Genomic DNA, 24977 nt, shown 5'->3' with positions numbered 1-24977 from the left:
CCGGTTATCGGTCCGGTTGCCGTGACTGCCAACGGCATGTCCTTTGCCTTGCGGACCCCACGGAAGTTGTATAGCATTGCAACTACGATACACAAAGTCCTAGTATGCCATGTCCCAAATCAGTACAGGCGTTGAATACAGCCTCCACTGCCTGCTGTACCTGACGCATTCGCAGTCGGCCGTGGAAGAAGCGAGTGTCCGTGATCTGGCTGAGCTTCAGGGCGTTCCACACGATTTCCTGGCCAAGCTGTTCACCAAGTTGGCCAAGGCTAAGCTGGTAGTTGCCACTGAGGGCATCAAGGGCGGATTCCGGCTTGCGCGGCCCGCCAACCACATTACCGTTCACGATGTCGTGGTCGCGATCGATGGCGAGAAGCCGCTGTTCGACTGCCTCGAGATCCGCGGGCGCTGTGCCGTCTTCAATGATGACGCACCGGGTTGGGCGACGCGTGGCGTCTGCTCGATTCAGGCTGTCATGCAGGCTGCAGAGAAGGCTATGCGAGCGGAACTGAAACGGCATACCCTGGCCGACCTTTCTCAGCGCGTCAATGACAAGACGCCGGCCAGCTACGGGGTGCAGGTTGTCAACTGGCTGTCGGATCGTGCGGCCAACCGGCGGGGCGAAAGGGCTGCGCCTACGCGCGCGGGCTCACGCAAGAGCGTTTGAGGTCCGCGCTCGATTCTCCCGCGCATTTCATGGGGATCGAAGCGTGGAGGCGATCTTGTGAATCGCCGGCTTTAGTTGCTCGGACCACCGTCATGCGGTGAGGATCGTGCGCGACTGCGCGCGGGAAGGAGTGTTCCTGCGCGTCATTCGGCACACCACAACACCGCAGGAATGGGGTTTTCATGAATCTCACGCATTCCCCCGGCTTGCTCGACAAGAGCATCTGGACTGACCAGCTCTTTACCGGGCGCTGGCAGGCCGGCAGCTTCGCGACCGGCGTGATCGAGCCCGCTACTGGCCGGGAACTGGGGCGTATCGGCATGGCCGATGCTTCGATGATTGCCAGTTCGGCCGAGGCCGCGGCGAAGGCATTGCCGGGCTGGGCCAACCTGCACTATGAAGAACGAGCAGGTGTGCTGCGCAGGGCTGTGCGAGTTGCCGAGACGCATTTCGATGAGATCGTCGGCTGGATCGTGCGCGAAGGCGGCTCCACGCGAGCGAAGGCGGCGTTCGAGACCACGATCACCATCAAGGTCCTGCAGGAAGCCGCAGGGCTGCCATCGCGCTCCGCCGGGGAGGTATTGCCTTCCGTGCCCGGGCGGCTGTCGCTGGCACGCCGGCGCCCGCTTGGCGTAGTCGGCGTGATCTCGCCGTTCAATTTCCCGCTCTACCTGGCGATGCGGGCCGCTGCGCTGGCGCTGGCGCTGGGCAACGCGGTGGTGCTCAAGCCCGATCACCGCACGGCGGTATGCGGTGGCTTCGTGGTCGCGCGGCTGTTTGAACTCGCCGGCCTGCCGGCTTGCGCGCTGCACGTGCTGCCGGGCGATGGTGCCGCCGGTGCTGCGCTGACGGCCGATCCAAATGTGGCGATGATTCAGTTCACTGGCTCCACGGCTGCTGGCCGCAAGGTCGGGGAGGCCGCGGGCCGGCACCTGAAGAAGGTTTCGCTGGAGCTGGGCGGCAAGAATTCGCTGATTATCCTCGATGATGCCGATCTCGATCTCGCGGTTGCAAACACCGCCTGGGGTAGCTTCCTGCACCAGGGCCAGATCTGCATGGCCACCGACCGTGTGCTGGTACAGCGTGCCATTCACGACCGGTTCGTCGAGAAGCTGGCCGCCAAGGCCGCGAGCCTGACGGTCGGGGATCCCGTTGAAGGTGACGTCGCGCTCGGGCCGTTGATCAATGAAGGCCAGCGCGACAATGTTGCCAGGATCGTTGCGACGTGACACCGGATAGCCCGGCCTTCAGCGAAGAGATATTCGGGCCGGTGGCCGTGGTGGTGCCGTCGACACGGATGAAGAAGCGATTGCGCTGGCCAACCGTACCGAGTACGGGCTGTCGATGGGCATTGTTTCCAGCAATGTCGGTCGGGCATTGCGCATTGGGGAACGCCTGCGTACCGGCATGCTGCATATCAACGACCAGACCGTCAACGACGAGGTCATCAACCCGGTCGGCGGCGTCGGCGCGTCTGGCAATGGCACCAGCATTGGCGGAGCGGCCAACTGGGAGGAATTTCCCAGTGGCAATGGATGACCATTCAGGGCGGAGCGCCACAGTACCCGATTTAAGTCTCCCAGCATTTTCCGAGGCGCAACCGAACTGTCTCAATTGCCTCTCAATCTCGGGTTCAATGAAGAGTTTGTCGTCCTGTGGCTGCGCTCCTGGGGCATCGGCTTCGTGCTTATTGCTCCCGTCATGCTGCTGGCCGGCAAGAACAGATCGATCGCCTTATCCACTGAACCGGCGGACATGCAGCGACGCATCAAAACCACGAAAAGCCCGCCGGAACTTCAAGCGATCAATGCTTGTGCGCCGCCGGCGCCTTCGGATCAGGCAAGGTAAAGGCGACGCTCTCCGTGGCCAGGATCTTGTGACTGGGATCGGCCAGTTCGAGCCGAAGCTTGTGTGCGCCCGGCGGCAGCCCCACTACGATGACGGGATCCTCGCTGGTGTGTGCCCAGGTAATGTGCGAGTCGTCGACAGTTACATGAAGATGCCCAATGCGCGGCGATATCTGGACGGCGGTCTTGCCGAACACAGGCATGACACGGAAGTGTTGGGTCCGGAACTGCACGATGACGACACCGCGGGCCAACGGTTCGGCCAGCGGCGGATACGAGACCAGCTTTGGTGCCTGTTCCGATTCGAGTGGAAGGATTGCCGGAGGGCGGATGGGATCCGGTGCGCTTTGTGCCAAAGCCGTCATACAGAGTGCCATGACGGCCGAGGCGACTGACACATGTCTCAGGGGGAAGCGCATGATTTTTTTCCTTCCATTTTTGAGAAGGGTTTAGTCGACGCACGAGGCAGTGTCGGTTCATGCGTAAGTACAGAGTAGTCCCTGGCACAGCCTGCGACGGTACTTGCGCGGCACGCCGCGATCAGTTGAATCCGCATTCGGAATCAGTTGCCACCCACACGCTGACGAGATGTCGTCCGCTGCCGAAATCCGCTTGGGTCCACACCATGCTGTTTGTGGAACGCCTGCGAGAAATTGCTGCGGCTGGAGAAACCAACGGCGTGCGCCACCTGGGAAATCTGCAAGGTTGTAGTCGCCAGCAATTCCGCGGCCTTGTGCAGCCGCACCGCTCGCAGCATGGCCATCGGCGTCTGGCCGAACGCACGTTCGAAGTGCGCAGCGAACGCTGAACGGCTCATTCCAGCCAGATCGGCCAATCGCTGCACGGAAAGTGGCACTTCGGGATGTTCAAAGAGTTTTTCCAACGCGAGAAGCAGCCTGGGATCGGCAACGGCCGCCGTCCACGACAGCTCCGCGTCATCGCTCTCCATCTGACGCCGCAGCAGCATGACCAGGCATTGCTTCAGCAATGCCTCGATCAGCACCCGCGATCCCAGTCCGGGCTGCGCGGATTCCGCCAACAGCATGACGAACTGGTCTTTCAGTCCAGCCGGCCCGTCGAACCGCGTCACGATTGGATGCCGCAGCATCCTGAAGGGATCGGCGGTACTCGTCGCAAAGCGCAGCTCCCCACACGCCATCTCAACTCCCGCTGCCGCCTCGCCCACCTTCACCGTCGGCGCCGTTTCGCGCGCGGACCATGAGCCAAGCCTTGCCCGATCCACCGACATAGTCGGCGACTCGAACGCGCTTTCCAGCCGATAGGAAACGCCTGGCGGCATCAGGACAAAACTGTGCGGCTGCAACGCGATGCGGTGGCCATTGCCTGCGTCGAGCGTTCCGCAGCCGTCCAGGCAGTAGTGCAGGCTGGCCGTTTCGCACGCATCGAAGCGCACGCTCCACCCATCGCGAATGTCGCACCGTGTGATGTGCGTGACACCAATGTCGAGTGTGGCAAGGAAATGCTCGAGCACACGATGTGCAGAAGGGGCGGATGCCATCATTGGACGAATTGAAACCAAACTAAGACCAAGTGGAACCTTGCCATTCCTATCATACCTACTCCAACCCAACCTTGATGGAGTTTTCCATGTTCGATATGAAGGATCTTGCCCGTTTGAGGAAGCTGGACGAAAACGCTCCTGAAGCGATGAAGAGCTTCCGTGCCTTTGATCAGGCAGCTTTTGCAGACGGCGCGCTTTCGGTGCAGCAGAAACAGATTATTGCGGTGGCAGTGGCGCTGACGACGCAGTGCCCATATTGCATTGCCCTGCATACCAAGGCCGCCCACGATGCCGGCGCCACCAATGCCCAACTCGCGGAGGCCGCGCTCGTGGCCGCCGCAATCCGGGCGGGCGGTGCCGTAACGCATGCCACGCACTTGTTCCGCGACTGAAAGCCGTCCAACGCACCTTACCGCGTGACGGGAGCCCCGAAGTCCGTGGGGCGATTTCATTACGGTAATGGACGCGCCTGATACGTCTCTGGAACAAAGATTTATTCGATTCGCCGGTTCTGGCACAGCTGGAGCCGGCCGCGCCGGAACGCGCGCATGCGCGTCGTCGCAATGACAGGAAAGGAGTCTGCGCCACCGGGGCGTGCTCCTCCACCACACCACACATCCGTTGAGGAGTAAGTATGCAACCCATCACATCCTTCGCTATAACGCGCACCAGCGAGGCCATCAACAACCACGAGGCGTTGCTGCGCTGGTCCCTGGTTGTCGTCTTTCTCTGGTTCGGCGGGATGAAGTTTACCGGCTACGAAGCCCACGGTATTGCGCCGTTCATCGAGAATAGCCCCTTCATGGCCTGGCTCATCGACGCATTCGGTGTTCGTGGCGCCAGCGCTGTCATTGGCGTGCTGGAACTGTCCACCGCGGTGACACTGACCGTCGGTGCATTCCATCGTGGGGTGTCGGTACTCGGTGCAGCCATGTCATGCGCGACTTACGCCATCACGCTGACGTTCTTTGTCACCACCCCTGGTGTTGCAGAGCCGACTGCTGGTGGGTTCCCGGCGATCTCCGCGCCGATCGGTCAGTTCCTGCTGAAGGACCTCGTGCTGTTGGCAGCGTCCGCTTCTCTGCTGCGCACGGCGCTGGCACGTTGGCAAGCGGCGCGTTCCTGATTCCACAGGAGCACTGCCTGTCGATCGGCATTTCGCGCCAAACGCTCGCCAAGATTTGCCGTTGTTTAACGGAGCGGCGCCCTGAGTATCGCTGCTTGATCCTTGGGGCAACCGGCCAGGATCTCCTCAAGAGACCCTCATTGCACTGCCCCGTTCCCGTTTTGGCATGACCTATATTGGTCTCATAAATCAGGCCACAAACGTCGTTGTGCCGGTTCCGGTATCGGTTCCGGCAACTGGGTCACGCTTCCGACGAAATTCAGCGCCGACCTAATAAGCGATTCCGCTCAGGCTTGCTCGCGCGACGGGAGAGTACGATGACGGAGAGAATCGATTTGCCACGCCGAGGCATGCTTGGCACGGCCGCCCTGACAGTCGCTGCTGCACAGCTCGGGATGTTGACTTCCGCCCAAGCCCAGCAGTCAAAGCCGGCCCCATTGCCTTCGAGCAGGCCCGGCACCCATACAGCCTTCGCGCCGATCAAGCAGATCAATGCCGGGTTGCTCAACGTCGGTTACGCGGAGGCGGGTCCTGCCGACGGGCCGGCGGTCCTCCTGTTGCATGGCTGGCCCTACGATATCCATAGCTTCGTCGACGTCGCGCCTCTGCTGGCGTCGCGCGGGTATCGTGTGATCGTTCCGTATCTACGCGGCTATGGCTCGACGACCTTCTTGTCTGGCGACACGATGCGCAACGGACAACCGGCGGCCGTCGCCCTGGACATCATCGCACTGATGGATGCGCTCAACATCCAAAAACCCATCCTCGGGGCGTTCGATTGGGGCGCACGCACGGCCTGCATCATCGCTGCACTGTGGCCGGAGCGTTGCAACGGCCTGGTTTCCGTCAGTGGCTACCTGATTGGCAGTCAGGCGGCCGGAAAAATGCCGTTGTCGCCTGAGGCGGAGTTTCGGTGGTGGTACCAGTTCTATTTGGCAACGGACCGCGGCCGCGCTGGCTATCAGAAATACACGCACGACTTTACCAAACTGATCTGGCGGCAAGCTTCGCCAAAATGGAGATTCGACGACGCCACCTTCGACCGCAGCGCCGCTGCTTTCAAGAATCCCGATCACCTCGACATTACCGTTCACAACTATCGCTGGCGGCAGGGCCTTGCCGAGGGTGAGCCGAAGTACGATGAGTTTGAGCAGCGGCTCGCGTCGGCGCCCACCATAGGCGTGCGCACAATCACCATGGAAAGCGATGCCAACGGCGCCCCACATCCGGCACCCAGTTCCTATGCAAGCAAATTCACCGGCAAATACGCGCATCGGGACGTTAAGGGAGGTATCGGCCATAACTTGCCGCAGGAAGCACCGCGAGAATTCGCTCAGGCGGTGGTCGACGTCGACAAGTTCTAGAGGCCGTCCTCACGCTTTGATGCTTTGATGGCGCGGCGAAGTTATGGTAGGAGAATCGCCATGAGCAAGGACTCAGCTCTGGGAGCTAGGGGGGTCAGCCGGCCGGCAGCAAGTACGTGCGAAAGCAGCGCTATCGAAGAAGACGCAAGCGTACGCGAGCATCCGCGTTACCAGCAAATGTTTCCCGTCCTCACGGATGAGGAGGTCGCCAGAGTGTGTCGCTTTGGGAACCCCTGCCATTACGTCAAAGGCGATTTTCTTTATCGCGCTGGAAGCATATGCCCGGGTGTGTTCATCATTTTGTCGGGGAAGGTGCGGATAGTGATTCGCGATGGTCTGTCGCAACAGCGAATTCTTCACACCTATACAATGCGCGGTGAGTTCACGTCAGATATCACGCAGCTCTCAAGTAAACCTGCAGTCGTTGACGCACATGTGATTGAGGATGTCGAAGCGGTGCTACTGCGTCCAGACGAGCTCAGCGCCATGATTGTCAACGAGGCTGGTCCTGGCGACAAGATCATGCGCGCGCTGATCCTGAGGCGTGTCCTGGCCATTGAACGCGGGCGTGGAGTCGTCTTCGTCGCTGCCCCCGGAAACGCGAGGCTCCTTGAGTTGCAAAATTTCCTGCGTCGCAACGCATTTCCGAATCTGACACTTGACGCGGAGGAGGACGCCGAAGCGATCGCTTTGCTTCAGCGCCTGACGCCGCAGCCCGATGACTTTCCGCTGGTTGTTTGTCCCGATGGCACCGTCTTGCGAAACCCGGACGTGGGGCAGCTCGCATCCTGCCTGGGACTGATCCCGGACTTCAATCCGGCTCACGTGTACGATGTGGCGATTATCGGTGCTGGCCCAGGGGGGCTTGCGGCAGCCGTTTACGCATCATCCGATGGCTTGTCCGCCGCGGTATTCGACTGTCGTGCACCTGGGGGGCAGGCAGGTACGAGTGCCCGCATTGAGAACTATTTGGGGTTCCCCACTGGCATCACAGGGCAGGATCTCGCGAGCCGCGCGTTCATCCAAGCACAGAAGTTCGGTGCCCATATTGGCATTCCGTGCGAGGTGAAGGCCTTGTATTGCGACCGCCACCCGCTTGCCGTCGAGCTTGCCGACCACCGTCGTATCTCCGCACGGACCGTTGTCATTGCCAGCGGCGCTGAGTATCGCCGGCCTGTTGTCGACGGACTCGAGCGCTTCGAGCGCTGTGGCGTCTACTATTGGGCCACGCCGATCGAAGCTCGACTATGCCGCAACGAGCCGGTGTTGCTGCTCGGTGGAGGTAACTCGGCGGGCCAGGCGGCGGTGTTTCTTGCATCGCATGCTGAGCACGTGCACATGTTCATTCGCGGATCGAGGCTTGCCGATAGCATGTCGCGCTACCTGATCGAACGTATCGGCTCACTTGAAAATTTGACACTCCACACGGGAACCGAACTGACTGCGCTCGAGGGCGGTGTGCGGCTTGAGCGCGTGCACTATCGCGGCGCAGGTGGCATAGAAGGAAGCATGACCACACATCATCTGTTTGTGTTCATCGGCGCACTGCCGAATACAGACTGGCTCAGGAGATGCGGCGTGGTGCTCGATGGAAACGGCTTCGTGTTGACTGGCGCCGATGTTTCGGAAGCATCGCTGCTGCCACTACAGACTAGTGTAGATGGCGTCTTTGCGATCGGTGACGTTCGCTCGGGATCTACAAAGAGAGTCGCATCGGCGGTCGGCGAAGGTGCGGCCGTGGTCGCCCAGATACATCAGTTCTTGTCTCCGGTACGGCCGGCGCAGCGGGAGCGAACTTAGTGAGCGAGCTAGATGAGGGACGCGCATTTTGTGGTTGTGGCGTCTCCATCGTCTCTGCAGCGGAGTCGACCTCACCGCTGCAGCTAGGAATTGCCTGCAACGCGCCGCCGATGGGACCGGCCTCCTCTACGACGAGGTGCCCAACCGCGCCACCATCCCGGATCGATCGATATCAGCCGGCTTCCGGGACCATCCGTGTCACCTTCTTTTGCCCGCTGGAGGCGCTTGACCGCATGGGCATTGGTGACCTAGCTGAACTGAGACATCGTCAGGCAGGCGTCTGACGATGTCCGCCACAATCGCCGCCGTGCGGCTAGTAGGGTGCGACTAGCCTTCTGCTAGCGCCGTCCCGCCCAAAATTCCGTATGCTTCCTACGCATGTGGCATTACTGGCTAACGTGTTCCTCCACTATGTGTTCGACTGGTGGATGCAGAAGCATCATCCGGACGTGCCATGGCATCGTGCAGACGGTTGCGATTTTGCTTCCGGCGACCTGGCAGTCGTGCCGATGAACATGCGTTGCTGGCGCCATTCAGGCCGTGCACGGAATCAGGCGACCTCGACGATCAGTTCGATTTCCAGGCAGGCGCCGAGGGGCAACTGCGATACGCCGAACGCGCTGCGCGCGTGCTGGCCGCGCGTGCCAAACACCTCGGCGAACAGAGCGCTGGCACCATTAGTCACGAAGTGCTGCTCGGTGAAGTCCGCTGTCGACTGGACGAGGCTGGTGAGCTTGACGATTCGCACGATCGAATCGAGGTCTCCGGTGGCGGCGTGCAGCGTCGCGAGCAAGTCGATGGCAACCAGGCGGGCCGCCGCGACACCGTCGGCGGTGCGCAGGTCCTCGCCAAAGCGGCCGGTCCGAACCTGGCCATCGACGCGCGAGAGATGGCCGGACACGTGGATCAGCTTGCCGGACCGCACGCTCGGCACATAGGCCGCCGCCGGGCCCGAAGCCTTGGGCAGTTCGATGCCGAGCTGCGTAAGCTTGTCGTAGATTCGCGGCACCGGCGCGAACGCCGGACCATTCGGTTTCAGGCGCATGCCGGACGTGAGATGCTGCCATGGCAGGTCCGCCGGATCGGCGATGAACGGACCGGGCGCACGCACCACGAAAATGTCTTCCGCGATCGGGGCGAAGTCGGCGCGGAAATGCACCGAGCTCTTGTTCACGAGAATCTTCATTTCCGCCGGTTCGATGCCGACCGCGCGGTACATGTTGCGGTCGAGCAGTTGTGCCTTGGTCGAGCTGACGGCAATGAGTACGCCGTCGAGCCGCAGCCGCGCCATTGGTCCCATGTCGGCAGCCTTGCCATGCATCATCGGTCCGCCGTAGACGAACTTGCCATCGGACAGTGCCTCCACCTCGAAGGTCGCCCGCAGCGGGGCATCCTCGCTCACCTGTGGGCAGCCGCCAAGCGCGATATCGATCCTCGCGCCAACTCCAGCCTGGTGCGCGGCCGCGGCCGCCGCTGGATCGCAGATGATCCCGATCGCGGCGTCCTGCGCGCCGGCCTTGAGAAGCGCACGCAGCATGCCCATGGTGTTGCCATCGCCGCCGACGCCCGGGTTGTCCTGCGTGTCCGCAAGGATCACTGGCCGGGTGGCTGTTTGCGCGATCCGCATGGCACGTTGCACCGCTGCATCAGGCTCCTCGAACTGCACGGCCCACTGGCTCTCGGGTTCACAGATGCGCGCGAGCAGTGCCTCGACGGCCCGCTCGACGCTGGCCTTATCAAAGCCATACCCCCAAACGACGGGGCCGCACTCGGCGAAGTCGGCCGCGGGAAAGCCCGGTGTGAACGACAGCGACAGCACGCCTTGTTGCTCCAGCTCTTCGAGCAGGCCGTAGATGCCTTGAGCGGGCTGCATCATCGTAGACATGCTGTTGACCGGTATCAGGAACGGCACGCGTTTTGCCACCAGGTGCGCACGCGTCTCCCGCCTGCGCAATTCAAGCAGCATCTCGGCTGCCCGCTTGCCGGTGGCGGCCATGTCCACGTGCGGATAGGTGCGATACGCCACCACCCCGTCCGCCAGCGCGAGCATCCGTTCGGTGACGTTGGCATGCAGATCCAGCGAGACCACGATCTTCATGTCCGGCCCGGTCGCGGCACGGATGCGCGCCAGCAACTCGCCCTCGCCGTCGTCGAGGTGCTGGGCCACCATGGCGCCATGCAGGTCGAGATAGATCGTGTCGTACGAGGCCGTCGCCACCGCCTCCACGATCTCGCCGGCGATGCGCTCGTAGGCATCGGTCGTGACATGGGCCGAAGCACCGGCTGCTGCCCAGATCACCGGCGTGACGGTGTGGCCGTGCTCGCGAACGTGGTGGATGAAGCCGCTGATCGGCACATTCACGTCCAGCAGGTCGTAGATCGCCTCGCCGCGCACCATGGCGGGGAAGTCCTCGCCACGGACGAAGCTCTCGTAGGTGGCCATGGTTGGCGCGAACGTATTGGTTTCGTGCTGGAAACCGGCAACTAGGATATTCAAGGAGAACCTTCCTGGAATGGGATGCTGGAACGAGGCGGGGCCAGCGACACGAGCGTGGGCGCCCCCAATGCCGGGAGGGGGGTATTACTGCGGCGTCAGCTTGATCGAGGCGGCCATCTTCCTGAATTTCTCGGTCTCGTCGACGTAGAACTTCGCGGAGGCCTCGAGCGTTTGTGGCTTCATCGGCTGCACGCCGGAGAGATCAAGCGCCTTGATCAGTTCGGGCGACCGCAGCGCTTGCTGCGAGGCATCCATCAATACGCGGGCACGCTCCGCCGGGACGCCGGCCTTGCTCATGACGCCCAGCCAGATCGAATACACGAACTCGGATTTGCGCGCGACGCTGGTTTCGGAGATCGCAGGCACATCGGGCAGGTTTCGCATGCGCTGTGTGTCCAGCACTGCGACCGCCTTGATCTTGTGCGTTTCGAGCAACTGCGTGGAGGCACCGAGGTTTGGCAGAATCGTCATGTCAATCTGGCGACCGGTCAGGTCTGCCAGCATCGGCGTGGCGCCCTTGTACGGCACCTGCAGCATCTTGGCGCCGGTCAGCTGAGCCATGTATTCGGCGACGATGTGGTACATGGTGCCGTAGCCCGGATTGCCGAAGGTCAGGCTCTTGCCACCTGCCGACTTGCTGGCCGTGATGATCTGTTCAAGCGAATTGTATGGCAGGTCGCTGCGCGTCATCACGACGAGCGGGTGGTTCGAGACCGGCGCCAGCAGGGCCAGTTCCTCCGACTTGTACTTGGCGCTGGCGAGCGCCAGCGGCGTCAGGATAGCCTCATTGGGCGAGCCCATGATCAGCGTGTAGCCGTCGGCCGGACGGCTGAGCAGCCGCTGCACTGCCAGCGCACCGCCGGCGCCGGGCAGATTCTCGATGACCACGGGCTGGCCGAGCGCCTTGGCCATCGCCGGCTGCATGGCCCGCGCCAGAACATCGGCGGGCCCCCCCGGAGGGAATGCCACCAGCATCGATATCGGCTTGGAGGGAAAGGCGTCGGCGGCGGACGTTGGTGCGCTGGTCAGTGTCATCCCCAGGATGGCGGCACTCAGCGCCATCCAGCGCTTGACGGGGGGTAGTCCTCGGTATTGCATGTCGTCCTCTACTTTCTTAGACCTTCTCGCATATCTACGAGAACCGGTTGTGAGGCGGATTGTTGGCTGAAAAATTCGTTCGAGGAACAGCAATCTTTACACGAGATCGTTGCCCTGTGGGCAACGCGGAGTTTTCAGCGTCGAGGTGCGTGCGGCTTTCCGGGCACTGCATTGAGCGGGAAGTGCCGCGTAATGTGCAAGCATCCGGGTCAAACTCTGCCGAGGGCACGAAGATCCGCTCAATGGCGCACGGGGGATGATGCTGAAGCGGACCACACCCTCCGCAGCAGTCATCTCATCGGCCAAGCCCGCCGGCGACACGGGATGTTCGTGGAGACCGTGGATGCGAAGGGCTTTTCTGCCGCGGGGCGCCGCCTGAACCTGGCCACATCGTCGGTCACGCGCGCGCTGGACGGGCTCGAGGCTTCGCTCGGGGCGGTGCTGCTGAACCGCTCCACGCGGCTGATTACCGTCACGGAGGCGGGCGCCGCCTACTATCAGCGGGCCCGCAGGATCCTGGACGCGGTCGAGGAGGCCGACGCGCTGATCGCGGATCGGGGCGAGGAGCCGGTCGGGCAACTGCGCGTGTCGTTGCCGGTGGCATTCGGCCGGCGGTGCATCGCGCCTTATCTGGGTAGGTGGCTGGCAAAGCATCCCCAGCTCGAGGTCGAAGTGACGCTGACCGACGATATCGTCGACTTGCTGGGGCCAGCGCATCGACCTTTCCGTGCGGCTGGGCAGCCCGGCATCCTATGACAATGTCGTCGCGCGGGAAATCGGGCGCTTTCGCCGCCGTGTCGTTGCCAGCCCGGCCTACCTGCAAAGCAATGCCAGTCCCGATGATCCGGTCGACCTCGTCAATCACCGCTGCCTTCGGTTCAGCTATGGCGCGCGGGATCAGGTGTGGACCTTCCGGCACGGCGACAGCGAGACCAAGGTACCCGTCAGCGGCCACTTCCGCAGCAACAACGCGGAGATCCTGCGCGAAGTCGCGCTGGCCGGCGGGGGGATCGGACTGCTGCCCGACTGGCTGGTCGACGACGACATCGCTGCCGGGCAGCTGACGGCCTTGTTCGACGACTGTTCCGTCAATCCGAACCAGGCAAGCTCCGCTATCTCCGCGCTGTATCTTCCGAACCAGCGCGGTTCGCGCAGAATCGGCGCATTCCTGGAGTTCCTGGCGGCGCTGCCCGGGCCGACCCGCCGCCGGGACTGACGCCAGGCAGCCGGTCCTCGCCGCGAATGCACCGCCCGGCGCGCTGCTGATGCGTGTGCGGTCACGCTACGGGCTGGGGTGGTGCCATCAGCTCCGCCAGTGCCTCGCGGAAACGCTCCGGCTTGCCGAAATACCGGCCCAGATGGATGCGCGATAGCATGCCGTCCCGTTCGATCGCCAGGGTCGGATAGCCCTGCCCGCCCAGTGCGTCGAGCAGTGCCTGGGTATTCCTGAAGTGCATGCCGATCTCGCGCAGGGCCTGGTCATAGGCTGTCGAGAACGCGTGTGCGTCCAGGCCCAGTTCGACGGCGATGTGGACCAGTTCGGCGCGCTCGGCAATGTGCCGGCCCTCGACATAGTACGCGGTCTGGAGCCGTTTCAGCATGCGCACACCCGCATCGGCCACCCATTCCGCAGCCAGCATCGCTGCCGTGGGCGGCGCGGAATCCAGCTTTACGTCATAGTTGAACTGGGTGCCCTCCTGGTACGGCGTGCCGAACGTCTGTCCGCTGAGCGCGGTAATGCGCGCTTCATGGGGCCGGACGAACTCGCGCCATTCCCCGGACATCATCTGTGCGCGCTCGCCGGCCAGCATGCCGCCACCATGCGCGACGACCTTCAGTCCTTCGGTCTCTTCGGCTACCGAAATCAGCGGCGCCAGGCCGTAGCACCAGCCGCAGTAGGGATCGTACACATAGTGAAGAGTGGCTTGATTTTCCATGTCGCTTCTCCTTGTTCAACGCGATGCGTCGGGGATGCAGGAAGGTTAGGCGCGATCGCCGCCAGCATGAATGGCATATCCGTGCAATCCAGCGTTGCATCTCGCGCAAGGCCGCGGCTGCAGCGGCGGGGCCGCCGCCTGCCGCCGCCGGTCGTTGCTGTTGCCGCAAAGCGCTCTTGCTTTGCCGTCCCATTCAGCGATCACGCACGGCCCTCTACCATGGCTGCATCGGATCGCACATCGGACCGCATATTGGAGCCAGACATGGAAGGCAATCTTTCCCTTGATGCAGAACCATCGGCATCTGTCGCGCCGGACCCGGCGGCACTGGCGCGCCCGCCCAGGGCACTCGTCATCGGCGGCTCGCTCGGCGGCTTGTTCGCGGCAACCGCGCTGCGCGCGGTCGGTTGGAATGTGGAGGTGTTCGAGCGTTCGCCCTCCGCGCTGAGCAGCCGCGGTGGCGGGATCGTGCTTCAGCCCGAGGTGATACGCGCCTTTGCCTTTGCCGGCGTCGTCCCGGGCGGCGCGCTTGGCGTGCGCTCGCACGACCGGCTGTACCTGGATTCCCGCGGCACGGTTCGCGACCGGCAGCATTCGCCCCAGACTCAGACGTCGTGGAACACGTTGTACGCGGCATTGCTGCGCAGCTTCCCGGCCGAGCACTATCATCGCGGAGCGCGGCTGACCGGCGTCGGGCAGGACGGCTTCGGCGTGCATGCCACGTTTGCCGATGGCCGGCAGGCGCAAGGCGACTTGCTGGTCGGCGCCGACGGGGCCGGCTCCACGGTCCGATCGCTCGTGCTGCCGGGTATCTCGCCGACCTATGCCGGCTATGTGGTCTGGCGCGGACTGGTCGAGGAGGAACGCCTGCCCGATAGCGCCAGGCCGCTGCTCTACGAGAACTTCGTGTTCCAGCACGAACCTGGCTCGATGATGCTGCAGTACATGGTGCCGGGGGTCGACGGTTCGACCGAGCCGGGTCACCGCCGCTTCAACTGGCTGTGGTACCTGAAGGCGGAGCCTGGCACCAAGCTCGAGCAGGTCCTGACGGACCGCAACGGCACGTTGCGCAACCAGTCCGTGCCTCCGGGTTCGCTGGGGCCCGGGCAGGAGCGCTGGATTCGCCGGATGGGCGCCGCGCATGCAAACCCTGCGTTCCAGGCGTTGATCGAGAACACCACGGAAATCTTCGTCCAGAAGATCCAGGACCTGCAGGTGCCCGGCATGCGGTTCGGCCGCGTCGTGCTGACAGGCGACGCGGCCTTTGTGCCGCGGCCGCACACCGCGGGCAGCACGGCAAAGGCGGCCGGCGACGCCGTGGCTCTCGCGCTTGCCGTCGCGCAGGCGCGTGGGCAGGATCTGGACGCCGCGCTGTCGGCCTGGCAGCAGGACCGCCTGGCGGAGGGCGCGAGAATGACGGCGTGGGGCATTGGCATGGGCAACCGGATCATGGGTATCGCGCACGCCTGAGCACGGCTGGCGACCGTGGCGGTGTTGTCCGTTCGATGCGGCAGCCCCGGCCGCTGCCGTTCAGGCCGACGGCGCTGTTCCGGCGAATGCGTCTTCCAGCAGCTGGCGGATCCCCTCGCGTTCGAGCGGACGCGGATTCGGATACTGGTCGCGCAGCGCCAGCTCGCAGGCGCGATCGAGGTCTTCCGACGACAGTCCCAGTTCACGCAGCGACGTGGGCGCACCGAGCTTCGCCGCCAGTTCGAACACGGCGAGCGGACCGCTGCCGTGCCCGGCACCCAGTGCCTGTGCAATGGCGGCCATTGCCTCCGGCGCGGCAGGCGCGTTGTACGCCAGCGCATGGGGGAGCACCACCGTGTGGACCTCGGCGTGCGGCAGGTTGAAGGTCCCGCCCAGTGTGTGGCAAAGCTTGTGATGCAGACCGGCCGTCACGCTGCCGAGCACGGCCCCGCACAGCCAGGCGCCGTAGAGCGCGTCGCTGCGGGCTTCGCGCCGCGCCTCGTCGGTGTGCTGCTCCGCTGCGGCAATGACCGGCAGTGCCCGGCCGAACGCTGCAATGCCTTCGCGTGACATCCACTGGCTCACCGGGTTGCGGTCGGAGGCATAGAGCCCCTCCGCCGCATGGGCGATGGCATTCATACCACTGGTCACGCTGATCGGGACGGGCAGGCCCAGCGAGAGGTCCGGATCGTAGAGGATGGTTCGTGGCAGCACGCGCGGGTCGCGCCCCGTGCGCTTCAGGCCGGCATCGGTCAGACCATAGATCGGCGTCATTTCCGACCCGGCGTAGGTCGTCGGCACAGCGATGACCGGCAGTTCCGACTCCAGTGCGATGGCCTTTGCCAGCCCGATGGTCGAGCCGCCGCCAATGGCGACAGCGCAGTCGGCACCAAGCCGCGCGGCGTGCTCGTGCGCCAGGCGCGCTTGCTCGATCGGCACGTGCATCACGGCGCCGTCGAAAATCCCGGCGCTGCGCGTGCCCAGCACCGCCACCGCGCGTTCGGCAAGCTTGCGCTGGCCGGGCGTGCACAGCACCAGCGCGCTGCGCGCGCCGAGGGCATCGGCTTCCTCGCCAAGCCGCGCCAGGCTGCCGGGGCCGAAGACGACACGTTGCGGACGGGTCTGGTAGGCGAAAGGAACCATCGCGAAATGCCTGTCAGGAAGTTGATAAAGGGTTTAGGCCAGCAGCGCGCGCTCAGTCGACCGCGATGTTGCGCGCCTTGATTAGCCGGCCCCAGCGTGCCGATTCGTCCTGGATCAGCTTGTTGGTCTGTTGTGCGTCGCCGGCCACCACGTCGAAGCCGCCGTCGGTCAGCAGTTTCGCGATCGCCGGATTGCGCAGCGTCGACGTCATGGCGGTGGTCAGTTTCCCCAGCACTTCCGGCGGGGTCTTGGCCGGCGCGATCATCCCGACCCACGAATAGGCCTCGAAGCCCTTGTAGGACTCGGCTACCGCGGGGACAGCCGGCAGCCTCGCGTCACGCTGGCGCGAGGTCACGGCCAGCGCGCGCAGCTTGCCCGACTGCACATAGGGCAGCACCAGCGGCAGGCTCGCGATCATCGAGTCGACGTGGCCGCCGAGCAGGTCATTGATGGCCGGGCCGCCGCCCTTGTAGGGGGTATGGATGCCGCTGGTGCCGGCGGCCTCGTGGAAGGCTTCGGCCACGAGCTGGTTCGAGCTGCCGTTGCCCACCGATGCGTAGGACACCTTGTTCGGCACGCGTGCCGCCGTCACGTAGTCCTGCACGGTCTTGTAGGGCGAGGCGGCGGGTACGACCAGCACCATCGGCGAGCGCACCATATAGGAAACGCCTGTCAGGTCGCGGTGCGAGGCATAGGGCAGCTTCGGGTAGAAATGCGGCTCGGTGGCAAAGCTGTCGAACACCATGCCGACGGTGTAGCCGTCCGGCGCGCTGCGCGCGATCTGCCCCGTGCCGATGGTGCCGCCCGCGCCTGCGCGGTTGTCGATCACCACCGTCTGCGCCAGCTGCTTGCGCAGGCCCTCCTGGACCTGCCGCGCGACCTTGTCGACGGTGCCGCCCGCGGCATAGGGGACGACGATCGTGACCGGCTTGGCGGGCCATGCTTCCGCCCGCGCGAAGCCCGGCGCCAGCGTGCAGGCAAGCGTCAGCACCAGCGCGGCGGATGTTTGCGCGCGCGCCCGCGCCGCATGGAAAAGGGGGGCCAGGGCAGTAGTCATCTTGGAACTTATCTCCATGGTCGGTACCTTTATGATCGTTCGTGTCGGCTTGTCGGTTTAGCAAATGACATGATGCTTCTGCTTTGCATTTCCTGCAAAAAGCCTTGCACCGCAGCGCATCGTCCCGATACTATGCGCTGGTTGTTGCAACGGGAAGCCTTTGCTTCCGCGCAACGCCTTTGCGGGAAATGCACAAATGGAATTTGTCCGTTTTGCCGAGAACCTGGCCACCTTCGTCGACGTGGCGCGCGCCGGCAGCTTTTCGGCGGTCGCCAGGCGCAAGGGACAGGTGGCGTCGTCGGTAGCGCGCCAGATCGATGCCCTCGAGCGCGAAATGGGCGTTGCGCTGTTCACGCGCTCCACGCGCGCGCTGGTGCGCACCGAGGCCGGAGACCTGCTGTTCGAGCGCGCCACGCGCATCCTGCAGGAACTGAACGAAACGCGCGACGCCGTGACGGCGCTGGAACAGGGCGTCAGTGGCAGGCTGCGGGTTGCCTGCCTGCCGGCCTTCGCGCGACGCCATGTGGTGCCGCATCTTGGCAGCCTGTATGCGCAGTATCCGGGGCTGACCGTGGAGCTGGAGCTGACCGACCGCGTCGTGGATCCGGTGCTGGAGCGCTTCGACGTGGTCATCCGCGTCGGACAGCAGGCCGACAGCAGCCTGATTGCCCGGCGCATCGCCAGCCAGCGCTATATCGTCTGTGCAACGCCGGCCTATCTCCAGGCGCACGGCCGTCCCTTGCATGCCGAAGAGCTCGCCCATCACCGTCTGATCGACCGCGCCCACAGTACCAGCATGCGTGGGTGGCGAGAAGTACTCAGGCCGGCTCATGCCGCGAGTGCCGCGTTCGCCATGGAGTGTGATGATTGCGATGCGCGCCGGCTGTCGGTGTTGCAGGGGCTCGGGATTGCGCTGATGCCGGACTGGTCGGTCGGCGAGGATATCGGTGCGGGCCGCCTGGTGGAACTGCTGCTGGAGGGCGTGTTACCGCAGGCGCAAGGCGGCATCCATCTGGTGCGGGCCGCGCCGCGTCCGCCGGCCAAGCTCAAGGCATTTTCCGCGCACCTGCTCCAGAGCATCGGCTCCCCGCCCCGCTGGCAGGTGGCGATGACGCGCGCCGGTGGTCCTGCCGGGCGCGATGCCGCCTGAGATGTCATTGCCGGGCGCCGCATGGCTGGCAGCAGCAAAGCCGGACCCGGTAAGGCCTGGCGTTGCCGCGGTCTGGCTCAGGCCAGCGCCGGATAGTCGGTGTAGCCGACAGCCGTGCCACCGAAGAACGTGGCGGCATCCGGCGCGTTCAGCGATGCCTGGACCCTGAGGCGACGGGGCAGGTCAGGATTGGCGATGAACGGTCGGCCGAACGCGATGATGTCGGCGCGGCCGTCGGCGATCGCCTGCTCCGCGGACTTGCCATCGTACCCGCCTGCCAGCATCAGGACGCCGCGGTATGCCGCCCGCATCGCGAGAATCATGCCGTCCCAGCGCGGATCAGCGGCCTCGTCCTTGACGGTCCCGACCATGGCCGGCTCGACCAGGTGCAAGTACGCCAGCGGCCAGTCATTGAGGCGTTGCGCGATGTAGCCAAAGGTGGCCTCCGGCGTGTCATCGCCCATGCCCATGAAGCGTCCCATCGGTGTGAGGCGTACGCCCACGCGCTCCGCCCCGATTTCCTCGGCCGCGGCGTCCACCACCACCAGCAGGAAGCGGGCGCGGTTCTCGATGCTGCCGCCATAGGCGTCGGTGCGGTGGTTGCTTTCCGAATTGATGAACTGGTCCAGCAGGTAGCCGTTGCCCGCATGGATCTCGACGCCATCCACGCCCGCGTCGATCGCATTGCGCGCGGCCCGCCGGTAGTCCTGCACGATGGCCGCAATCGCTGCCGCACTCAATGCCTGCGGTGTCGGGATCTCGCTCCACACGCCGTTGCCGTCCGCGTCGACGATGAAGGTCTTGCCCGGCACGGGCAGCGCGCTCGGCGCCACGGGCAGGGCGCCGCCGGGCTGGAACGACGGGTGCGAAACGCGGCCGACATGCCAGAGCTGCAGGAAGATCCGGCCGCCTTCGGCATGCACGGCCTCCGCCACTGCGCGCCAGCCCTCGATCTGCTCGGCGCTATGGATGCCGGGCGTCCAGGCATAGCCTTGCCCCTGTTGGGAAACCTGCGAGGCCTCGGTAATGATCAGCGCTGCCGACGCACGTTGCCGGTAGTACTCCACATTCATGGCGCTGGGCACGTTGCCCGGCTGGCCGGCGCGCGAGCGCGTCAGGGGCGCCATGGCCACGCGGTGGTTCAGTTGCAGGGCCCCGATGGTGATGGGAGCGAACAGATGGGATGTCATGACAGCGACTCCTGTTGACGGATTTCGAAGAGACACGGTCTCAGCGGCGCGAAGCCAGTTCCAGCGCCGCCAGCGAGACCAGGCCAAGACCACTGCCGGCGGCGACGATGCCGGACCAGCCGAGATGCGTGTAGAGCGTGCTGGCCAGTGCGGAGCCCACCGCGCCGCCGGCACGCGCTCAATGCCGCCAGCCGCGGACGCCTGAACGCGTAGCACGATGTTGCGGCTCGCGGCGCGGCAGTGTCGTGACGATGATCGCCACCGTGGCCAGCGTCATCGCGGCGGCGATGTAGAAGACGGCGCGCCAGCCGAAGAGAACAGCCCGACGGCATAGCCGATCTGTGTCAGCGACACGATCACGCTGGCGCTCTGGGCGGACAGGCCGACCGCCGGGGCAATCAGCTCGATGATCGGCTGAGCGTAGTAGAGATTGGCGACCAGCACGCCGGCGCACAGCGCAAACAGGGCGACCAGCGCGCCGGACATCGGCGCGGTCGCATGGGCGGGGCCATGCTGGGTGGGGGAGGCTGTGGTTTCCATGGCTTTGGGTGTCAGGTTGCGGTGTCCAAAGATTAGGGGCCGCCGGGGGCAATTTGAATCACGGCAGCAAGCAAGTCAGCGTTGCGCGGCGCGCAACGCCTTCATTTCGGGGGTGGCGTTTAATGATCATTGGATAATCAACGGGCAGACGGCGCGCGGCGCAATCGCCACGGCGGCAGCCTGAATCAACAACCGGAAGCTACCTGGCAGCTCATTGGTGGCGTCTTCGATGAGTTCGCGCACACGGCCGAGAACGTGGGTCAGGCCCTGCGGCACGACGAGACCGAACTCGGCCAGCAGGCCGCGGATGTGGTTGGCCTGGGCGGTGCGTGCACCGACGAAGCCCTGGCGCACCCGATGCAGCGCCAGCACGGCCTGCTGCTCGACGTTCTTAAGAGGCACGAAGCGCATGTTGGGCCGCGCGACCGCTTCGCAGATCGCCTCGGCATCGGCCGCGTCGTTCTTATTGGTCTTGACGTAGGGCTTGACGAACTGTGGCGCCATCAGCTTGACGGTGTGACTAAATGCCTGCAGCTTGCGCGCCCAGTGGTGGGCTCCGCCGCAAGCTTCCATGCCAATCAGGCACGGAGGCAAATTGGCGAAGAAGGGAATGGAAAGGGCACCGATGGCGCCGGCCCCGGCAGCCCGCGCCGCAGGCAATGGCCGGTGCCCACGCGACTAACTCTATTCGACCGTTGGCCCCGGATAAAGGCATCGGCAAGAACAACAATTGGTACTGCCAGGAACAAATCCACTGCCTGGCAGCCTTTTGTATCCCTTTGTATCGGCAAGCCTGCGGGATACGTACATATGCAAATCCGCACTCTGCACGCCACAGCCCGGATACATGAGTCGCCTTAAATCCATGGATCCCGCCGCAGGGGCGCGCGGGATGCAACTTCCATCAGTCTTCTGGAGCCAACCATGACCCAATCCGGACAAACCCTCTATACCGGCAAGACGCACACCACCGGCGGACGCGACGGCGCCGCCCGCAGCGATGACGGCCGACTGGACGTAAGACTGTCGTCACCTGGCAGCAGCGGCAGCGGCACCAACCCCGAGCAGCTGTTCGCCGCAGGTTGGTCCGCCTGCTTCATCAGTGCGATCGGCTTCGCGGCCCGCGCCAGCAAGATCGCACTGCCGCCGGATCTGGCGGTCGACGCCGAAGTCGACCTGGCCAACAGTGAGGGCGCCTACTTCCTGCGCGCCCGGCTCAACGTGAGCCTGCCGGGCGTGGACACGGAGACCGCCCGGGCGCTGGTGGACACCGCGCATCTGAACTGCCCTTACTCCAAGGTCACGCGCGGCAACCTCGACGTCGAGATCAACCTGGTCTGACCCAGGCACCTGATCCGGGTCCGGGCGGCCGGCGGGCGGCCCGGACCCCACCCTCGATACGGGCCGAAGGCACTGGCGGATAGTGTCAGGACGCCCTCGTGCCAGGCGATTGTTGCCATGGCGGACCAACAGTGGTTGCCGCCGTTGTGTTCCTTACCGGGGCCGGTATGTCCGGCGCGAACATTAAGAGACCGTTTCAAAAAGACGGCTCAGCGCGCCTGAAGATGTTCCAGCAGACGAGAGAGCAGCCGAGTTTGAGGAGGGTCCTCATGAATGTCAGCTCGACGTTCGAAGCGAATGCGAAGACGACGGAAGTTGTGAAGTCACGCAGGAGTACGTTCGACAACCCAGCGGAATTTGCCCAGTCCACTGCCATGTTCTGTGCGGCGCTTGGCGATTACTGGTTTGACGCCGCGCTCACGCAGCCGCTGACGATGCGGTTCGGAGTCGTAGCCGCGGTCGGCGTACGCCGCGAATCGGCGGAATGGCATGACGAGCGGCAGCAATTGGCTGACGTCGTTGCGGTTCGCGCCGGTCAGGATTGCACTGATGGGGACGCCATTCGCATCGACGAGGATGTGATGCTTGGAACCGGGTCGCGAGCGATCCGTGGGGTTCGGGCCAGTTTTTCGCCCGCCCCAACGGCTCGCACCAACGATGAATCGACGGCTGCTCGTGAGAAATCGAGTTGGCCGGTCTCGTGTAACTTCGCGAGCCCAGCTTGTGCAGTCGGTCCCACACGCCGGCCTTCTGCCAGTCGCGCAAGCGCCGCCAGCAGGTCGAACCAGAGCCAAATCCCAACTTGGTCGACAGGTCGCACCAGCGTATTCCGGTCTTGAACACGAACAGGATGCCATTCAGCGCCGCCCGATTCGAAACCGGGCGCCGCCTGGATATTTCTCGCGTCGCGGTTTCGACGGCGGCAGCAAAGGCTCGATCAGTGCCCACAGCTTGTCGTCAATGATCGGCGCGCTCATCCCCTCGGTTCCGGTTGTTCAGATGGCCAAGGCTAACAGCCCCCTGGGGTCTTTAGCGAAATGGTCTCTTAGGCTTCGTCGCCAAACGACTTCAGCCAGCTGTACCGGCTAGCGGCTTCCGACCCTCGGGCCATCACCGTTCCCCGCCATCCGCACGCTTGCGTTGAACGGGCCTTGCCCGCGCCGCCATCGCCTCACCGACCGCGTCCCGCACGCATTCCGCCAGCGACTCCGAAGCCCGCGTCCGGGTCGTGGCACTCGCCCGCGCGATCACCAGCGGCTGCCGCACCGTCTCCTCCAGAATCGGCCGCTCCGCCACGCTTGCGCCCTGGCCTGACGCTGGCGCCTGCGTAATCAGCAGCGCCACTCCCAGCCCATTCGCCACCATGCTCCGCGCCAGCTCCAGCGACGTCACGCGGTAGCGCACCTCTGGCTGCAGTCCAAATTGCCAGAACGGCGCCATCAGGAATTCACGGCTGTGCGGCAGATCGATCAGGATCAGCGGCTCCCGCGCCAGTTCGTGCAACGATATCCCACCCTTGTGCCGCGCCAGTCGTGAACCGGCAGGCACCAGCCCGTAGGGCCTGAGTTCCGCCATGACCTCGCGGTCGATTTCATTGGGCAGGCCGACGTCGTAGGTTAGCGCCAGCTTGATCTGCCCGCCGTGCAGCCAGTCTTCAAGCTGGGCCAGGTCGCCCTCGACGAAGCGCACCGAAAAGCCAGGGATAGCGCTCGCGCGCGATGCGCAGCACCAGCGGCAGGTAGGTCGGCGCCAGCGTGCGGAAGACGCCGATCCGGACCTCGCCGGCGGTGGCATCGCCGCTCTTGTCGACTTCGAACGCCATGGCCGCGCCGAGGATGTGGCGCGCTTCGGCGAGCTTGCGCACGCCGAAGTGGGTCAGGGTCATCTTCGCGCCCGCGTCGCGCGGAAACAGCGCTTCCTCGAACAGCGTCTCCAGTTCGCGGATGGCGACGGAGATGGAGGGCTGGGAGACGTTCAACTGCCGCACCGCCGCCGTGGTGCTGAACGATTCCGCGGTCGCGACGAAGTAGCGCAACAGCCGCAGCGAGGTGCGCATTAAGAAATATGCCGCACAGAATCGTGTCACCGCAACGCAATCCGGGCGCCCCTGCAGGGTACGGCGCCGCCAGGCCTGCAGGCCGAGGTGAACGGGCTGCTGGGCGCGGCGGGCATTCCGGTTGCGCCCATCCGCAATGTGAAGGAGGCACTAGAAAGCGAGCATGCCGCCCATCGCGGCCTGCTGACCGAAGTGCGCGAGCCGGACGGTGGCACCGTGCGGCTGCCATCGCAGCCGGTGAAGTTCTCAGGCTATGGCGCCAACCGCGTGACGCCTGCGCCGGCGTTGAGGCAGCACACCGAGGCCATCCTGGGCGAACTGGGTATCGCCTCTGCGCAGGCCGGGCAATTGTGGGCCAGCGGCGCGCTGGGTGCCGCGGCGATGGCCGCCGAAACATTGCAAACGCATATTTTCAACACGGAGAAGCAACATGCATAGGCGCTTGGGTGTCGAGCCGGGCGATCTGGAAATCGCGGACGCGATCAGCCGTTTCGCACAGAGCGAACTGGCGCCGAAGGCGGCCGAAGTGGATCGCGACGAAACCTCCACCACCCGCTACGTTCCCCAGCTCGCCGAACTCGGCCTGATGGGCATGAACCTGCCTGAGCGTTGGGGCGGGACCGAAACCTCGCCGGTCGCCTGATCCTGTCGCTGGCCGAGGTCGCCAGGGCCTGCGCCTCGACCTCGTCGATGATCGGCGCGCACTACCTGGCCACCGATTCCATCCTGATCGGCGGCGACGACGGGCTGCGCGAGCACTACCTGCCGGAAACGGCGTCGGGCACGAAGCTGGGCGCCTTCGCGCTGACCGAGCCGCGCGCCGGCTCCAACCCCGCCGACATGGCCACGCGCGCCACGCCGGAGGGCGACGGTTATCGCCTGCGCGGCGTCAAGCACTTCATCTCCAACGCGGACGCGGCGGACTTCATCGTGGTCTACGCCAAGACGGATCCGGCCGCCGGCACGCGGGCATCAGCGCCTTCGTGCTGGCCGCCAACCGGCTGGGACCGGAAGGCAGCGGCTTCCGCACGGCAATGAAGGTGCTCGACAACAGCCGCCTGGACGTGGCCGAGCGGCTGGTGCGCGATGCCCGCATGCTGCGCATCTACGAGGGCTCGTCCGAGATCCAGCGCACCGTGATCGCGCGCGCCGTGCTGGGGTGAGCGCCGCGC

The 24977-nt window shown here is 64.6% G+C and carries 18 protein-coding genes and 7 pseudogenes; 13 read left to right on the top strand and 12 right to left on the bottom strand.

The window, feature by feature from the left end:
* Positions 1–109 precede the first annotated feature (109 nt).
* The 3 genes and pseudogenes from I6H87_RS17110 to I6H87_RS17100 all read left to right on the top strand — a co-directional run bounded on the left by I6H87_RS17110 (position 110) and on the right by I6H87_RS17100 (position 2515).
* Positions 110–667 carry an RrF2 family transcriptional regulator gene (locus I6H87_RS17110; protein ID WP_011615296.1) on the top strand — a complete coding sequence of 186 codons (558 nt, stop codon included), beginning with the start codon at positions 110–112 and terminating at the stop codon, positions 665–667.
* Between the two features lie 182 nt (positions 668–849).
* Positions 850–2241 (top strand): annotated as a pseudogene (locus I6H87_RS17105) (aldehyde dehydrogenase family protein).
* Between the two features lie 40 nt (positions 2242–2281).
* The gene (locus I6H87_RS17100) at positions 2282–2515 is read left to right on the top strand and encodes a DUF2798 domain-containing protein (RefSeq protein ID WP_157886285.1); all 234 of its coding nucleotides are present in this window, start codon (positions 2282–2284) and stop codon (positions 2513–2515) included.
* Here I6H87_RS17100 and I6H87_RS17095 read toward each other — a convergent pair.
* A complete protein-coding gene (locus I6H87_RS17095; protein WP_011615298.1) occupies positions 2472–2933 on the bottom strand; it encodes a DUF6130 family protein in 462 nt (153 codons plus the stop codon). The genes I6H87_RS17100 and I6H87_RS17095 overlap by 44 nt on opposite strands.
* A gap of 143 nt (positions 2934–3076) precedes the next feature.
* Complete coding sequence (locus I6H87_RS17090; RefSeq protein WP_011615299.1) at positions 3077–4036, bottom strand: AraC family transcriptional regulator; 960 nt, start codon at positions 4034–4036, stop codon at positions 3077–3079.
* A gap of 86 nt (positions 4037–4122) precedes the next feature.
* Between I6H87_RS17090 and I6H87_RS17085 the strand changes: the two genes are divergently transcribed.
* From I6H87_RS17085 to I6H87_RS17070, 4 genes are all read left to right on the top strand, one after another.
* Positions 4123–4428, top strand: a complete 306-nt coding sequence (locus I6H87_RS17085) for a carboxymuconolactone decarboxylase family protein (RefSeq protein ID WP_011615300.1) — start codon at positions 4123–4125, stop codon at positions 4426–4428.
* 242 nt (positions 4429–4670) lie between these two features.
* A complete protein-coding gene (locus tag I6H87_RS17080; protein ID WP_011615301.1) occupies positions 4671–5162 on the top strand; it encodes a YkgB family protein in 492 nt (163 codons plus the stop codon).
* Positions 5163–5479: 317 nt separating this feature from the next.
* Positions 5480–6526 (top strand): alpha/beta fold hydrolase, encoded by a 1047-nt coding sequence (locus I6H87_RS17075; RefSeq protein WP_011615302.1) that lies wholly within the window; start codon positions 5480–5482, stop codon positions 6524–6526.
* 60 nt (positions 6527–6586) lie between these two features.
* Positions 6587–8326: an FAD-dependent oxidoreductase gene (locus tag I6H87_RS17070; protein ID WP_011615303.1), complete on the top strand. Its 1740-nt coding sequence runs from the start codon at positions 6587–6589 to the stop codon at positions 8324–8326.
* A 550-nt stretch (positions 8327–8876) separates the two neighbouring features.
* Here the strand turns inward: I6H87_RS17070 and I6H87_RS17065 are convergent.
* Together I6H87_RS17065 and I6H87_RS17060 are read right to left on the bottom strand one after the other, a co-directional pair.
* Positions 8877–10823, bottom strand: a complete 1947-nt coding sequence (locus I6H87_RS17065) for an Atu1372/SO_1960 family protein (protein ID WP_011615304.1) — start codon at positions 10821–10823, stop codon at positions 8877–8879.
* 84 nt (positions 10824–10907) lie between these two features.
* The gene (locus I6H87_RS17060; RefSeq protein WP_136227764.1) at positions 10908–12014 is read right to left on the bottom strand and encodes a tripartite tricarboxylate transporter substrate binding protein; all 1107 of its coding nucleotides are present in this window, start codon (positions 12012–12014) and stop codon (positions 10908–10910) included.
* A gap of 231 nt (positions 12015–12245) precedes the next feature.
* Between I6H87_RS17060 and I6H87_RS17055 the strand changes: the two are divergent.
* Positions 12246–13137 (top strand): annotated as a pseudogene (locus I6H87_RS17055) (LysR family transcriptional regulator).
* Positions 13138–13198: 61 nt separating this feature from the next.
* Here the strand turns inward: I6H87_RS17055 and I6H87_RS17050 are convergent.
* Complete coding sequence (locus tag I6H87_RS17050) at positions 13199–13858, bottom strand: DsbA family protein (RefSeq protein ID WP_011615306.1); 660 nt, start codon at positions 13856–13858, stop codon at positions 13199–13201.
* A 264-nt stretch (positions 13859–14122) separates the two neighbouring features.
* Here I6H87_RS17050 and I6H87_RS17045 point away from each other — a divergent pair, with 264 nt between their 5' ends.
* Positions 14123–15328 (top strand): FAD binding domain-containing protein, encoded by a 1206-nt coding sequence (locus I6H87_RS17045; RefSeq protein ID WP_011615307.1) that lies wholly within the window; start codon positions 14123–14125, stop codon positions 15326–15328.
* 60 nt (positions 15329–15388) lie between these two features.
* On the opposite strand, the gene I6H87_RS17040 is transcribed toward I6H87_RS17045, so the two are convergent.
* Together I6H87_RS17040 and I6H87_RS17035 are read right to left on the bottom strand one after the other, a co-directional pair.
* A complete protein-coding gene (locus I6H87_RS17040) occupies positions 15389–16471 on the bottom strand; it encodes a maleylacetate reductase (protein WP_011615308.1) in 1083 nt (360 codons plus the stop codon).
* Between the two features lie 52 nt (positions 16472–16523).
* Positions 16524–17528, bottom strand: coding sequence for a tripartite tricarboxylate transporter substrate-binding protein (locus I6H87_RS17035; RefSeq protein ID WP_041687352.1), 1005 nt, complete (start codon positions 17526–17528; stop codon positions 16524–16526).
* Positions 17529–17724: 196 nt separating this feature from the next.
* On the opposite strand from I6H87_RS17035, the gene I6H87_RS17030 reads away from it, so the two are divergent.
* Entirely contained in the window at positions 17725–18678 is a 954-nt protein-coding gene (locus I6H87_RS17030; protein WP_011615310.1) for a LysR family transcriptional regulator, read from the top strand.
* A 77-nt stretch (positions 18679–18755) separates the two neighbouring features.
* On the opposite strand, the gene I6H87_RS17025 is transcribed toward I6H87_RS17030, so the two are convergent.
* The 3 genes and pseudogenes from I6H87_RS17025 to I6H87_RS17015 form a co-directional block, all read right to left on the bottom strand.
* Positions 18756–19868, bottom strand: a complete 1113-nt coding sequence (locus I6H87_RS17025) for an alkene reductase (protein WP_011615311.1) — start codon at positions 19866–19868, stop codon at positions 18756–18758.
* 315 nt (positions 19869–20183) lie between these two features.
* Positions 20184–20354 (bottom strand): annotated as a pseudogene (locus I6H87_RS34370) (MFS transporter); the annotation flags it as partial.
* A gap of 237 nt (positions 20355–20591) precedes the next feature.
* Positions 20592–21020, bottom strand: a pseudogene (locus I6H87_RS17015) (IS110 family RNA-guided transposase); the annotation flags it as partial.
* A gap of 312 nt (positions 21021–21332) precedes the next feature.
* On the opposite strand from I6H87_RS17015, the gene I6H87_RS17010 reads away from it, so the two are divergent.
* Positions 21333–21749, top strand: a complete 417-nt coding sequence (locus tag I6H87_RS17010; protein WP_011615312.1) for an organic hydroperoxide resistance protein — start codon at positions 21333–21335, stop codon at positions 21747–21749.
* Between the two features lie 196 nt (positions 21750–21945).
* On the opposite strand, the pseudogene I6H87_RS17005 reads toward I6H87_RS17010, so the two are convergent.
* Positions 21946–22726: pseudogene (locus I6H87_RS17005) on the bottom strand (IS5 family transposase).
* 133 nt (positions 22727–22859) lie between these two features.
* Positions 22860–23805 (bottom strand): annotated as a pseudogene (locus I6H87_RS17000) (LysR substrate-binding domain-containing protein).
* Positions 23806–23811: 6 nt separating this feature from the next.
* On the opposite strand from I6H87_RS17000, the gene I6H87_RS16995 reads away from it, so the two are divergent.
* Positions 23812–24243: a CoA transferase gene (locus tag I6H87_RS16995; RefSeq protein ID WP_307163891.1), complete on the top strand. Its 432-nt coding sequence runs from the start codon at positions 23812–23814 to the stop codon at positions 24241–24243.
* Positions 24236–24968: pseudogene (locus I6H87_RS16990) on the top strand (acyl-CoA dehydrogenase family protein). Before I6H87_RS16995 ends, I6H87_RS16990 begins: the two are co-directional and overlap by 8 nt.
* Positions 24969–24977 lie beyond the last annotated feature (9 nt).

The organism is Cupriavidus necator (genome assembly GCF_016127575.1).
Lineage (GTDB): Bacteria > Pseudomonadota > Gammaproteobacteria > Burkholderiales > Burkholderiaceae > Cupriavidus > Cupriavidus necator_D.
Note: the sequence above shows the minus strand (reverse complement) of the source record. Positions and strands in the feature narration are given on the sequence as shown.